Origin of the sequence: Flavobacterium yafengii, assembly GCF_030010375.1 — a bacterium.
Taxonomy (GTDB): Bacteria; Bacteroidota; Bacteroidia; order Flavobacteriales; family Flavobacteriaceae; genus Flavobacterium; species Flavobacterium yafengii.
In genome coordinates, this window is the sequence record NZ_JASCRY010000002.1 from 114,755 (window position 1) to 128,871 (window position 14,117).

Annotated in this window: 11 protein-coding genes and 3 tRNA genes; 7 read left to right on the forward strand and 7 right to left on the reverse strand. The window is 33.2% G+C overall.

The features are described from left to right. Window positions 1-597: 597 nt before the first annotated feature. Window positions 598-1,647, forward strand: coding sequence for an outer membrane beta-barrel protein (locus QLS97_RS08060; protein WP_282715747.1), 1,050 nt, complete (start codon window positions 598-600; stop codon window positions 1,645-1,647). A 360-nt stretch (window positions 1,648-2,007) separates the two neighbouring features. Here the strand turns inward: QLS97_RS08060 and QLS97_RS08065 are convergent, their stop codons facing one another. From QLS97_RS08065 to QLS97_RS08085, 5 genes are all read right to left on the reverse strand, one after another. Continuing rightward, window positions 2,008-2,910 carry an N-acetylmuramoyl-L-alanine amidase gene (locus QLS97_RS08065; RefSeq protein WP_282715749.1) on the reverse strand — a complete coding sequence of 301 codons (903 nt, stop codon included), beginning with the start codon at window positions 2,908-2,910 and terminating at the stop codon, window positions 2,008-2,010. A gap of 34 nt (window positions 2,911-2,944) precedes the next feature. After that, a complete protein-coding gene (locus QLS97_RS08070; RefSeq protein WP_099715920.1) occupies window positions 2,945-3,418 on the reverse strand; it encodes a hypothetical protein in 474 nt (157 codons plus the stop codon). Window positions 3,419-3,457: 39 nt separating this feature from the next. Then, on the reverse strand, window positions 3,458-4,771 hold the full coding sequence (gene rimO, locus QLS97_RS08075; RefSeq protein WP_282715752.1) for a 30S ribosomal protein S12 methylthiotransferase RimO: 1,314 nt from the start codon (window positions 4,769-4,771) through the stop codon (window positions 3,458-3,460). 206 nt (window positions 4,772-4,977) lie between these two features. After that, window positions 4,978-6,558: an OmpP1/FadL family transporter gene (locus QLS97_RS08080; RefSeq protein WP_282715753.1), complete on the reverse strand. Its 1,581-nt coding sequence runs from the start codon at window positions 6,556-6,558 to the stop codon at window positions 4,978-4,980. Between the two features lie 55 nt (window positions 6,559-6,613). Next, window positions 6,614-7,594, reverse strand: coding sequence for a hypothetical protein (locus QLS97_RS08085; RefSeq protein WP_282715755.1), 981 nt, complete (start codon window positions 7,592-7,594; stop codon window positions 6,614-6,616). Window positions 7,595-7,695: 101 nt separating this feature from the next. Here QLS97_RS08085 and proS point away from each other — a divergent pair, with 101 nt between their 5' ends. The 5 genes from proS to rpsT all read left to right on the forward strand — a co-directional run bounded on the left by proS (window position 7,696) and on the right by rpsT (window position 9,840). Continuing rightward, window positions 7,696-9,174: a proline--tRNA ligase gene (gene proS, locus QLS97_RS08090; RefSeq protein ID WP_282715756.1), complete on the forward strand. Its 1,479-nt coding sequence runs from the start codon at window positions 7,696-7,698 to the stop codon at window positions 9,172-9,174. Window positions 9,175-9,252: 78 nt separating this feature from the next. After that, window positions 9,253-9,324 (forward strand) — tRNA-Glu (locus QLS97_RS08095). 46 nt (window positions 9,325-9,370) lie between these two features. Continuing rightward, window positions 9,371-9,442: transfer RNA gene (locus tag QLS97_RS08100), tRNA-Glu, on the forward strand. A 42-nt stretch (window positions 9,443-9,484) separates the two neighbouring features. After that, a tRNA-Glu gene (locus QLS97_RS08105) sits at window positions 9,485-9,556 on the forward strand. A 32-nt stretch (window positions 9,557-9,588) separates the two neighbouring features. Beyond that, on the forward strand, window positions 9,589-9,840 hold the full coding sequence (rpsT, locus tag QLS97_RS08110) for a 30S ribosomal protein S20 (protein WP_035673520.1): 252 nt from the start codon (window positions 9,589-9,591) through the stop codon (window positions 9,838-9,840). Between the two features lie 68 nt (window positions 9,841-9,908). On the opposite strand, the gene QLS97_RS08115 is transcribed toward rpsT, so the two are convergent. Both QLS97_RS08115 and QLS97_RS08120 read right to left on the reverse strand, forming a co-directional pair. Next, window positions 9,909-10,313: a response regulator gene (locus QLS97_RS08115; RefSeq protein WP_282715757.1), complete on the reverse strand. Its 405-nt coding sequence runs from the start codon at window positions 10,311-10,313 to the stop codon at window positions 9,909-9,911. Continuing rightward, window positions 10,313-12,028: a PAS domain-containing sensor histidine kinase gene (locus tag QLS97_RS08120; RefSeq protein WP_282715758.1), complete on the reverse strand. Its 1,716-nt coding sequence runs from the start codon at window positions 12,026-12,028 to the stop codon at window positions 10,313-10,315. The genes QLS97_RS08115 and QLS97_RS08120 overlap by 1 nt, the downstream gene beginning before the upstream one ends. A gap of 172 nt (window positions 12,029-12,200) precedes the next feature. On the opposite strand from QLS97_RS08120, the gene typA reads away from it, so the two are divergent. Then, a complete protein-coding gene (typA, locus tag QLS97_RS08125) occupies window positions 12,201-13,997 on the forward strand; it encodes a translational GTPase TypA (RefSeq protein ID WP_282715760.1) in 1,797 nt (598 codons plus the stop codon). The last annotated feature ends 120 nt before the right edge of the window (window positions 13,998-14,117 follow it).

Below are 14,117 nucleotides of genomic sequence, written 5' to 3' on the forward strand. Positions count from 1 at the left end.
TATACGCTATTAAAATTTTCATAAATTAAGAGTTAGTAATAGCGTGATTTAGTAGTTGAAATTATTAATTCAATTATTTTTTTAGTGTGTTATGAATTGTGTTTCCATAATAAAAAAAGCTTTAGATAGAGGTCTTAGTTTTAAAAAAAATCAACGATTTTGTATTTTATTGCAAAATTTATTTTTTTTAATTTAATGTATTTTTCACAGGGGTGTGTTTTTTAATTTAGTTTTAAACGACTTAAAAAAGCGATTTATATGTTTTGTTTTAGTGTTTAATCAAAATAAATAGGGGTTGTTTGTAAAAAATACATTATTGAATTTTTAAAATTGATGCTTTAAAATACGGAATATCCATTATTTTTTGATCATTTTTCGTTATTAATAATTCTTTTCGAATCAAGGCAAAAAAGTAGCAAATAGTAATTCAAGTGAAATAAAAGTTAATAAATTCGCTTCAGAAACAAGAAAATTTCACATTAAAAAAAGCAAATATAAAAGCTGTTTTCTTGATTATAAGCATGAAATTTTTTTAAAAAGAATAAACTAAGACCAAAATAATAACCAAACTAGATTACTAATTAAAACCAATTAAAGATGAAAAAAAACCTAGCTATTCTAGCATTAATGCTAACAACAAGTTTAACTTTTGCGCAAGACGCTCCAGTTGCTCCTTCAACTACTTTTGCAGGATCTGCTGATGCATATTATAAATATGATTTTTCTGGTGTAGACAACAGTTTGACCAGTTTTACAAATTCTCATAATTCATTTGAATTAGGGATGGCCTCTATCGAAGCATCTCATAAAATGGGTAAAGCATCTGTTTTTGTTGATTTAGGGTTTGGAAACAGAGCTGCTCAATTTACTTATAATGATGCCGCTTCAACTTTTATGATTAAACAATTAAATTTCACTTACGAGTTTTCGGATAAATTTAAAGTCACTGCAGGTAGTTTTGGAACCCATGTGGGATATGAATTATTAGACGCAGTAGATAATAAAAACTACAGTATGTCTTACGCATTTACGTACGGTCCCTTCTTTAATACTGGAGTAAAAGCACAATATACTTCTGGAAAATTCAGTTTCATGGCTGGAGTTACAAATCCAACAGATTTTAAAACAACAATCGAAGCGGGTTCAACCCAAAAAACTTTCATAGGTCAACTAGGTTATGTTGGTGACACTGGAAGCGCATATTTTAATGTTACTTCAGGAAGTAGTAATCCTTCTTCTGATGAGAACAAAACACAATTTGATTTTGTAGGTTCGAAAAAAGTGAGTGATACATTCTCTTTAGGATTTAACGGTACGTATGCAATGACAAACAATGACTTTGATAGTTCATTGGATGGTGAATGGTTTGCTTTAGTAGGATATGCAAATTTTGCATTGAAAGAGACGTTAAGTTTAGCTTACAGATTAGAGTATTTAGATGCTAAAGATGCTACTGCCGGACTTGGTTCGCTTGCTGGAACTAGTGTTGTTGGTAATACTTTATCACTAAATTATAAAGTAGGAAACTTGACTATTATACCTGAATTCCGTGTTGACACAGCTTCTGAAGATATCTTCACAAATAGTGATGCCGCTCCAAAAGGTTTAACCGCTTACGCATTACTTGCAACAACTTACTCGTTCTAGTATTGAGATAATATTTTTTTTTTGCTGCCAAGATGCTTTAAAGTATTTTGGCAGCTTTTTTTTGCTTCGATTTTGAGATGCTTTAGAAATCTATTTGAGATGTAATGCTACACTTCAAAAGGGGAATGATTTAGGTATTGCTCGCAACAACTTATTAGTTCTAGTATTGAGATGCTATTTTTTTTCGCTGCCAAGATGCTCTAAAGTATTTTGATGGCCTTTTTGTTTAGATTTTGAGGTACTACAGGAGTCTTTTCTGATAAACGACAAATAGAGTTTGATGTGGTTTTAAATAGAAAACGGTTCTTTGAAAGATTCAAAAAACCGTTTTTATACGTATTTATATAATTTGTAAACTATTTATTGTTTTTTATAAATAGAGTAAATAGTATTTATTGTCTTTTCATCTAATAAGTCATTGACTTCTGTTTGAATATAATGTAGTTTAAAAGCCATTATTGCAGCGGGTAGATTTTTAGTGTCATATCCTATAATTCGCAATCCTTGTTCTACATTAAAATCAATTGGAGCAGTTTCTAAAAACTCATCAGACCAAAGACCAAAACCTTTGTCTGCTAATATTTTCCAGGGAAACAATTGGCTGGGATCTTTTTTTCTGGTAGGTGCAATATCTGCGTGACCAATAATGTTCTGAGCAGGAATATTGTAATCTTTTTTTAGCTTCGTCAAAAGCGCCAGTAAGCTGTTGATTTGTAATTCAGAAAAAACTTCAGATCCATTGTTGTCTAATTCAATTCCTATTGATGTCGAGTTAATATCTGTATTTCTTCCCCAAGTACCAGCACCTGCATGCCACGCTCTAAAATAATCATTCAACATTTGAACCACTTTACCGTCATCCGAAATTAGATAATGCGAACTCACTTGAGACTCTATTTTAGTGAATGTTTTTAGTGTTTGTTGTAATGAATCCTGTGCGGTATGATGGATAATAATGAAATTCGGCTTTCTTAAATTAAAATTTACAGTTCCTATCCATTCCGTATTAACACCGTTTTGCAAAGGAGTTGATCCCATTTTGAAAAGAGTATCTTTATAGGTGTGCAACTGTTTTGTGTATAGTGTATCAATGTTTATTTCTACATGAGGAATAACAGGTAATGGCTGCGGATCTTTATTAGAAATAGTCTCTTTTAATGTTTTGAGCTTAGAATCATAAATTTTTTCACTCTTTTTATAAGGATTTGTTGAGCAGGATGCAGCGATAACTGCCAAAATAAGGTAATAAAAAATTTTTCTCATGTAGGTTTTCATTTAGCAACAGACTAAAAATCGATTAATTAGATTTCTTTTTAGATTTCGATTTTTTAGGATTTTTAGCTTCTTCATTCATAGCTATATATTTCTCCTTTTGGTCTTTGTTTAATAATTCCATTATTTTTCTATCAGTAGTTTCTGAAAGAACTGTTATGTTTTTTATTTTTTCATCTTGGCTAACTTCTGCTTTTATAAGCATGCCTTGTGTTTTTATGCTTTCGGTCAAAATATTTGAGATTGCAATTACCTGAAGTTCGTCCAGAATAAGTTCTGGTTGTATTCGCTTCATGATTTTTCCAACCGTTACTTCAACAGGAATTTCTTTTGGTTTGTCTTGAGTTCTGGATTGATCCATTGCACTGTTCATTCTACGATTACTTCCATAACCATTGCCGTAACCGTTTCCATATCCGCCATTACCGTATTGCGCAGAAATTATATTTGTCGATAATAATACAAATGCGATGATTAATAGTGATTGAAATGATTTCATATTTAGTTTTTAAAATGGATTAAAATCGTCTTAAGAAAATTATGCTGGTTCTCCGTATAAATCAAATTCTGTTGCTTCAATAATTTTTATCATTACAAACTCACCCGTTTTTACATAATGTTTTGATGCGTCAATCAAGACTTCATTATCTACATCAGGGCTGTCAAATTCAGTTCTTCCTACAAAATGTCCGCCTTCTTTTCTGTCAATGATACATTTGAATGTTTGTCCTACTTTCTCTTGGTTTAAATCCCAAGAAATTTGCGATTGCAATTCCATGATTTCGTTTGCACGTTCTTGTTTTACGGTATCTGGAACATCATCTTCCAGTGCGTAAGCATGCGTATTTTCTTCGTGAGAATAAGCAAAACAGCCCATTCTGTCAAATTTCATTTCTTGAACAAAATCTTTCAATATATTGAAATCTTCTTGTGTTTCTCCAGGATATCCTACAATCAAAGTTGTACGAATAGCCATTCCGGGTACAGCAGCGCGGAAATCTTTCAATAATTTTGTTGTTTTTTCTTGAGTTGTTCCGCGACGCATTGATTTCAAAATAGAATCTGAAATGTGTTGCAACGGAATATCAATATAATTACAAATTTTAGGCTCGCGCTTCATGATTTCTAGAACATCCATTGGGAAACCGGTAGGGAAGGCATAATGTAAACGAATCCACTCGATTCCTTCTACTTTTACTAACGCTTCCAATAATTCTCCAAGAGCTCTTTTTTTGTAAATATCTAAGCCGTAATAGGTTAAGTCCTGAGCAATCAAGATTAATTCTTTCACGCCGTTTTTAGCTAATCCTTCTGATTCTTTAACTAATTTTTCAATAGTTTGCGAAACGTTTTTCCCTCGCATTAATGGAATCGCACAAAAGCTGCACGGTCTGTCGCAACCTTCTGAAATCTTTAAATAGGCATAGTTTTTTGGAGTCGTAGTCAATCGTTCCCCTAATAATTCATGCTTATAATCTGCTCCTAAAGCTTTCAATAATTGTGGTAACTCTGTAGTTCCAAAAAACTGGTCTACATTTGGTATTTCTTTTTCTAAATCGGGTCTGTAACGTTCAGATAAACATCCTGTAACGAATACTTTGTCGACCAATCCTCTTTCTTTCTTGTCAGCATATTCCAAAATCATATTTACTGATTCTGCTTTAGCATTATCAATAAATCCACAAGTATTTATTACAATAATATTTCCCTCTTCAGCTTCCGGAGCTTCGTGCGTAACATCTTTTCCGCTTGCGCGAAGCTGTCCCATTAACACTTCACTGTCATACACATTTTTCGAACACCCAAGAGTGATTACGTTGATTTTATTCTTTTTTAACGACTTAGTTCTCATAACATTAGAATCCCGATAATTTGGGAATTTTGCAAAATTACAATTTTTATTTTTAGGACCATAAATCTTTGTGTTTTTTATGGAGCTATTCCTGCTGTACGTTGCAATCTCCCGAAAAAAACGGGAGGATTTCCACTGCCATCAGGGCTAAAAAAAATCCGTTCCATGATAACGAAACGGATTTTAAATTTTATTTTTCGGATTGATTACAATTCAAATAATAATGTTACTGAAACATTGTTGTTTATGGCATTAATACTGGCACCATCAGTAAATCCTTGATTAAAAAAACCTTGTTGTGAGTTTCTTTTGGCATAAGAATAAGCTAAATCTACTTTGGTAGAACCAAAACTATATCCTAAACCTGCTGAATAACCTGTTAAATCTCCTATAGTTATGGAGTTTTTATAAGGACTTTGTTCGTAACGATATCCTGCTCTTAAGCTCAACACTTCAATTTTATACTCAGCGCCTATTCTTAGTTCGCCTGTAGTGTCTAAGATTGAATTCATATCTCTATTTAAATCATTAAAATAAGGATCGTTTTCAGGTTTAAATTTAGTGTTGCTATAATCCTTAATAGCGTAATCAACGCTTATTAATCCGGATTTTCCAAAAACATAAGCAAAACTCCCTGTTAACTTACTCGGAGTTTGTAGTTTATAAGGTTCGTAAATATTAACAACCTGAGGATTTACTACGTCATTAGTATCATCAGCATTTGTTGCGCTGCTTACTACAACCAATCTTTGAGACAGCTCATCGTTTAATTTATACCATGTAGATGATTCGTAAGCAAGGCCTAAACGAATTTCGTCAGAAACTTTGGCAATTGCTCCTAATTGAAAAGAAAACCCTGTTCCGTAAGTATATAAGTCATTTTCAAAACTCAATCGAGTTACAGTGTAATCATTTGTTAATGGAGCATTGTTATCTTCGTAAAAAGTAGATGATTTGTGAAAGTCAGTAAAATGAGAGTTCAAATTTAGTCCTATATATAACTTGTCGTTATATGATGTTGCTGCATTAAAAGATAATTTCCCGTTATATCCGGTGCTGTAAACGGAATTTTCTTGGTAATAATTACCTCCGGCAGGAACATTAGAGGTGTACGGAGAATTATTATTAGTTTCATCAACGGCATCAATAATAAAACCTTGGTATCCTAAAAATGCTTGTTGCGCTGCAAATCCATTTAAATTTGGATACTGGTTATTAGGGAGATTGCTTCCTAAAAATGAATATAAGTCTGAAATAGATTCTCCGGGATTTGTGTTTACAAATTCTTGAGGTACTGGAGCTCCATTATTAGAATTGTTGGCGTAACTTAAAAAATAATCACCTATGGAATTGTTTGGGTTGGTTCCTGCAGAAAAAATCCCGTTGTCAAAATTAGTAATGTTTTCGTAATTAACACCTAATGAGATTTTTTTCCAATTGCTGTTTGTGTTTCTGTTATTAAAAACAAAAACGGCACCTGCTTGATTCAAATCAAAGGAATTATTTTTCTCGCTTGTTGTGCTACCAAAATAATTGGACTTGTTTTTTGTGTCAAAATTACTTAAGGTAAGAGCCATTTGGTTGTTTGTAAATACTGCAGAACCCGCAGGATTTACATTTATAGAGGATAAATCACCTCCAAGAGCTCCAAAAGCACCACTCATAGCTCTAAAACGAGCTGTTCCATTCAGGTTATCTTGTGCGTAACGCATAGCATCTGATATTTCTTGTGATTGTGCAACGCTTGCAGTGAAGCCTAAAGCTAATAAAAATATATATTTTTTCATTTTTAATTCGTAGGTTTTAATTTAATATCAAAATAGGAAGGTTTAGAAAGAAGTATTATCCTCTTCCGCCTCTTCCGCCACCGCCAGATGATCTACCGCCACCGCCAGAATTTCCGGAACTATTTGAGCTAGGACTGTATGATCTGGAATTGTTGTCATTTCTTGAACTTGGAGTATATGATCTTTCCGGTCTGTTGTTCTCGCTGCGGGAACTATTCGTATTTGATCTTCTGCTAGGTGTACTATTCGAATTGTTTTGATATTGTCCTTGATTTCTTGAAAATGTTGGACTTGTTCTGTTGAATCCGTTTGTTGTGCTTCTTCTGAAATCAGTATTAGTGTTTCCTCTGTAATTTGAATTAGTTCTACGATTAACGGTATTGCTTTGGTTTCTAGAGTAATTTGCTGAACTTCGGGTATTGTAATTTCTGTTACTACTTGTATTGGTGGTATAGGAAGAACCCCTTCTGCTTGCGTTATAGGAATAGGATCTATTGTTGTAGTAATTTGGGTATCCCCCATTATTGCCATACCAGTTATTCCAGCCCCAGTTATTTCCATACCAACTATTCCAACCCCAATTATTTCCGTACCAATTATTCCAGCCAAAACCAACGTTCCATCCCCCTCCATAACTGGTATTCCAACCCCAGTTATTTCCATACCAGTTATTCATTCCCCATCCATTGTCATAAACATTTATGCTTACAGTTTGAGGATTACTGCCCCATCCTGGATAGTTGTTATAGTCTAGGCTGTCGTTTTCTATATTATAATCATTGTAATTGTCTACATCTGTAAAAATTTCTACAGGTTGGTTGTTGTTCTGCAAAGACCCAAAGTAGTCTTTGTATTGATTATTTGGAGCATTTTGTGTCTCTACTTCTACAGCTCTTCTTGGAGCGTTACCATATATTCCATCAGAATCATAGTAAGAACTGTTTTGGTAGGAGCCACAAGATGTCAACAAGACGCTCAAAAATCCAACAATGTAATATATTGTTGGGTTTTGGAAGGAAAGAGTACTAGTTTTCATATATATGGAGTTTTTTATTGTTGCACATTACAAAAATAGTTAGTTTTGCTGAACTATTTACTTAAAATTATTAATGCAAAATTTGTGCCAAACTATTCAACATGAGTAAGAACTTAACTACAAGATCAGAAGATTATTCAAAATGGTATAACGAGTTGGTTGTCAAGGCCGATTTAGCCGAAAATTCAGGAGTTAGAGGTTGTATGGTTATCAAGCCTTACGGATATGCGATATGGGAAAAAATGCAAGCCGAATTGGATCGAATGTTTAAAGAAACAGGGCATCAAAACGCCTATTTTCCGCTATTTGTTCCAAAAAGTATGTTTGAGGCTGAAGAAAAAAATGCGGAAGGGTTTGCAAAAGAATGTGCAATTGTAACGCATTATAGATTAAAAAATGATCCAGACAGGCCAGGGAAGCTTATGGTTGATCCTAATGCGAAATTAGAAGAGGAATTAATCGTTCGCCCTACAAGTGAGGCTATTATTTGGTCTACTTATAAAGGATGGGTACAATCTTACAGAGATTTACCTTTGTTGATTAATCAATGGGCAAATGTAGTTCGTTGGGAAATGAGAACTAGATTGTTTTTGCGAACAGCGGAGTTTTTATGGCAAGAAGGACATACAGCCCACGCGACAAAAGCGGAGGCTATTGAAGAATCAGAAAAAATGATGAACGTGTATGCTGATTTTGCCCAGAATTTCATGGCAATTCCAGTTGTAAAGGGATTGAAAACCGAAACGGAGCGTTTTGCTGGAGCTGAAGAAACATATTGTATCGAAGCTTTAATGCAAGATGGAAAAGCGTTGCAAGCCGGAACTTCACATTTCTTAGGTCAGAATTTTGCGAAAGCTTTTGATGTTAAATTTGCAAATGCCGAAGGGAAGCAAGAATATGTTTGGGGAACTTCATGGGGTGTTTCAACTCGTTTGATGGGAGCATTAGTGATGACGCATTCAGATGATCAAGGATTGGTATTGCCTCCTAATTTAGCGCCTATTCAGGTAGTGATTGTCCCTATTTACAAAACAGACGAGCAATTGGCGGCTATAACAGCTGAAGTAAATGTTTTGACAGCATCTTTACGAAAATTACATATCTCAGTGAAATTTGATGACAGAACTACTCAGAAGCCAGGTTTTAAATTTGCAGAATGGGAATTAAAAGGTGTGCCTGTTAGAATTGCCGTAGGTCCAAAAGATTTAGAAAATGGAACTTTCGAGGTGGCAAGAAGAGATACGTTGACTAAAGAAGTAGTTTATAAAGATGGAATTACAACTTACGTAAGTGATTTATTGGAGCAAATTCAAAAAGAATTGTTCGAAAAAGCATTAAATTATAGAAATACGCATATTACTGAAGTAAATAGTTTTGAAGAATTCAAAGAGGTTTTAGACACTAAAGGAGGTTTTGTATCAGCACATTGGGATGGAACTGCTGCAACTGAGGAGAAGATTAAAGACTTAACTAAAGCTACTATCAGATGTATTCCTTTAGATAGAGAAGAAGAGGTGGGAAGCTGTGTTTTTACTGGTGAAAGCTCAGTAGGGAGAGTGTTATTTGCGAAGGCATATTAAAAAAAAATAATTTTTTTTGCATGTACTATTGTACGTTTCAAAAATAGTTGTATTTTTGCATCCGCATTAGAGAAGCAGGGCCCGTTCGTCTATCGGTTAGGACGCATGGTTTTCATCCATGTAAGAGCGGTTCGATTCCGCTACGGGCTACTATTTTCATTGCGTGTTAAAGTTTTCCTGAACTAAGAGGGAGTATGGCCCGTTCGTCTATCGGTTAGGACGCATGGTTTTCATCCATGTAAGAGCGGTTCGATTCCGCTACGGGCTACAAATTTCAATATTTTAGATTGATAAAAACTTAGGGGATAATGGTCCGTTCGTCTAGGGGTTAGGACGCCAAGATTTCGTCTTGGTAACAGGGGTTCGATTCCCTTACGGACTACAAAAAATAGTAAAAGATAAAAAAATAATAAAATGGCAAATCATAAATCAGCTTTAAAAAGAATTAGAAGTAACGAAAAGAGAAGAGTATTAAACAGATACCAACACAAAACTACTCGTAACGCTATCAAAGCCTTGAGAATAGCTACTGATAAAACAGATGCTACTTCTAAATTATCAAGCGTGATATCTATGATTGATAAATTAGCTAAAAAGAACATCATTCATGATAACAAAGCTTCTAATTTAAAATCTAAATTAACTAAGCACGTTGCTAAATTGTAATTAATACAATTTATTAAGATATAAAAAAAGCTCTCAATTATGAGAGCTTTTTTTATGGATTATATTTTTTATTCTATCTTGTTCTTTAAGTATTCAAGCATTGAGCGTGTGATTGGTTTCGATAAAAAGTCAATTACCATTGGATATTGTTTCGCTTTTTCTAAGTCTTCAGGATCTATGGTTGAGGAAAGTACAACGACTTTAATAGTATTGAATTCTGAAAATTCCGGACTGTTGAAATGGTCTAAAAATTCCCATCCTCCCATTACAGGCATGTTTAAATCCAAAAAAATTAATTGCGGGTGTTCGTTTGGTTTGTTTTTGGCATATCTGATGGTGTTAAAGTAGCTTAGTGCTTCTTCTCCATTTTGAGCTGTTATTATTTCATTAGAAAACGATGATTTGATTATTACTTTTTTGCATAACATAAGTGTTATAGGGTCATCATCTACACATAAAATTTGATCTAACATTATTGTTTGTTTTTGAATGTTAATGTAAACGTAGTTCCTTTGTTGACTTCGCTTTCAATTTCAATTGTTCCTCCCATTGTTTCAACTTGAGATTTTACTAAATAAAGACCTAGTCCTTTACTGTCAGGGTAATTGTGGAAACGTTGATAGAGTCCAAATACTTTATCTCTGTTTCGTTCTAAATCGATGCCTATTCCATTATCTTTAAAAACTAATACAACAGTATCGTCTATTTCCTGAGTCGTAATGGTTATTTTGAGCTTTCTGTTTTCAGATTTATATTTTATGGCATTTGTCAAAAGATTTAACAATATACTTTCTATGTAAGCTTTATTGATGTTTATAATAGAAACTTTTTCGAAATTGAGTTTTATGATTGGTTTGTATAATTCAATTTGAAAATTAAGTTGGCTGAAAACATTTTCAAAGATTTCTTTTATTAAAACAGCTTCTTTCTGGATAGAAGGATTATCTTTAATGATAATAACTTTTACTAAATCATTGATGGTGTCATTTAATAAATGAGTAGATTTATTAAAGCCATTTAAGATTTCTTTTAATTCTTGGTTCTCAATAGGAATGTCTTCCAATAAATTCAGCAGTCCAGTTAAGTTTGATAATGGAGCCCTAAGATTGTGAGAGGTTATGTAAGAAAATTGTTTTAAGTCTTTATTGTTTTGGGTTAATTCTCTGATAAGTTGCTCTTTTTCTTTTTCTTGCTTTTTTTCATCGGTTATGTCTCTTTGAATGGAAATCCAGTGAGAAAGTTCATTCTCAGCATTATAAATTGGTATCATGGAGAAACGAACCCAATATTCTTCTTTGTTTTTGTTTAGGCTGATTGTTTCTATAAGACATTCCTGTTTGTTTTTAATAGAGCTTAAAAGTTTTTCAAGTTCGTTAATATCGGAATTTGGACTATTAAAAGGATCTGCAGATTTCCCTGAAATTTCTTCAAACTCATATCCTGACATAGAAGAAAAAGCTGGGTTTGCATAAATGACGTTGGGGATTTTTCCGTCAAAGGAATTGGCTTCTGTAATGATAATTGAATCTTTGGATTGCGTAAATACCGTTTCCAGTAATTTAAGTCTTTGTTCTTCTTCTTTTTGTTTAGTGATGTCTTGTATAGCTCCAATCATTCTGATGGCTTTTCCATTTTCATCTTTCAGTAGAAAGCCTTTGTCTAAAACGTATTTGTAAGAGTTGTCAGCGCATTTAAAGCGGTATTGATCTTGCCAGTTTTCAGTTTTTTGTTCTATAAAGGAGTAGAGTCTGATAGACATTTTGATACTGTCCTCTGGATGAATTTTATCAAACCACCATTTAGAGCTATCACCTACTTCGTCTTCTGTGTAGCCAAAAACACTTTCAATTCCTTTATTCCAAGAAAAGCTGTCTTCTTGTATTTTCCAATCCCAAATAGTATCGCTGGTTGCTTTAGCTACAATATCGTATTTTTCATTCGATTCCTTGATTTCATCATTTGAATTTTTAAGTTTTTCGAAAATGGCTATATTTCTAGTGTCATTTTTTGATAAAATAAGTTTAAAAATTATTCCGGTAAAAAATATGAATAAGATGTCTTTTGTAAAATTGAAAAACTGATGATTTGAATCAGAAATATATTGTTGTAATAATTTATGACTAACAATGGCTACAAACATTGAGATTAGAATGTAGATGATGATTACTTGATTGGTTTTGCTTTTCATTACTCAAATATAATTAATTATTGCTGAATTATTAAACAACATTCGAAACTTATTTTTGAGATTTTTTTAAAGAGCTATTTTTGTGTCTAATGAGTTAAGAATATGTAAACTATTACATAAATATTTTTTATATCAAAATAAAGTGTACCTTTGCACCCATTAAAAATCACAGATGGAATCTATTAGAAACATTGCAATTATTGCCCACGTCGATCACGGTAAAACAACTTTGGTTGATAAAATTATGTATCACTGTCAGTTATTTCGTGACAACGAAAACACGGGTGACTTAATCCTTGATAACAACGACTTAGAGCGCGAAAGAGGTATTACCATTACTTCAAAGAATGTTTCTGTAGTATACAAAGGAACAAAAATCAACATTATCGATACTCCTGGTCACGCCGATTTTGGTGGTGAGGTTGAGCGTGTATTGAATATGGCTGATGGAGTTTGTCTACTTGTAGATGCTTTTGAAGGGCCAATGCCACAAACACGTTTTGTATTACAAAAAGCACTTGACCTTGGTTTAAAACCATGCGTTGTTATTAATAAAGTTGATAAAGAAAACTGTACTCCTGAAGAAGTTCATGAGAAAGTTTTTGACTTAATGTTTGAATTAGGTGCAGAAGAGTGGCAGTTGGATTTTCCAACAGTTTACGGTTCAGCTAAAAATAACTGGATGTCTGACCATTGGGAAAACGTAACTGATAATGTGGAAGCATTGTTAGATATGGTTATTGAAAATGTACCAGCTCCAAAAGTTTCTGAAGGAACACCACAAATGTTGATTACTTCATTAGACTTTTCAGCTTTTACAGGTCGTATCGCTATTGGTCGTTTGGAAAGAGGTGTTTTGAAAGAAGGAATGCCAATTTCATTATGCAAAAGAGATGGTACTATTATGAAATCTAGAATTAAAGAACTTCATACTTTTGAAGGTCTTGGACGTAAAAAAGTACAAGAAGTTATTGCAGGAGATATTTGTGCAATTATTGGTGTTGAAGGATTTGAAATTGGAGATACTATCGCTGATTTTGAAAACCCAGAAGCGTTACAAACAATTGCTATTGATGAGCCTACAATGAGTATGTTGTTTACAATTAATGACTCTCCATTCTTTGGTAAAGAAGGTAAATTTGTAACTTCTCGTCATATTAGAGACCGTTTAAATAAAGAATTAGAGAAAAACTTAGCAATGAAATTAGGTGAAACTGATTCTGCTGATAAGTTCATGGTTTTTGGTCGTGGTGTACTTCACTTGTCTGTTCTTATTGAAACAATGAGAAGAGAAGGATATGAGTTACAAATCGGTCAACCACAAGTTATCATCAAAGAAATTGATGGTAAAAAATGTGAGCCAATTGAGGAATTAACAATCGACTTACCAGAAACACTTTCTGGAAGAGCGGTAGAGTTTGTTTCTTTCCGTAAAGGAGAAATGCTGAGTATGGAAACTAAAGGGGAACGTATGATTATAAAATTTAATATTCCATCACGTGGAATTATTGGATTGCGTAACCAATTACTTACTGCTACTGCTGGTGAGGCTATTATGGCACACCGTTTCATAGGATATGAGCCTTACAAAGGAGAAATTTCTGGACGTAACAAAGGTTCATTGATTTCTATGGAAAAAGGAAAAGCTATTCCTTATTCTATTGATAAATTGCAAGATCGTGGTAGATTCTTCGTTAATCCTAATGATGAAATTTACGAAGGTCAAGTAATTGGAGAAAATTCTCGTAGCGATGATATGTGTGTGAACGTGACTAAAGAGAAAAAACAATCTAACGTTCGTTCTTCTGGAAATGATGATAAAGCTAGAATTATTCCTCCAGTCATTTTCTCTCTTGAAGAAGCTTTAGAATACATTCAGAAAGATGAATATGTAGAGGTTACACCAAAATCTATTCGTTTGAGAAAAATATATTTGACAGAAACAGATAGGAAAAGATTTAAATTCTAATTCTATTTTTAATAAAATTAAAAAAGCCATTCGTTTATTCGAGTGGCTTTTTTTATGGTATTTGTTTCATTAATTTGATTTTTTATCCAAATAATTTTTTTATGCTCAAGACTGCCAAAG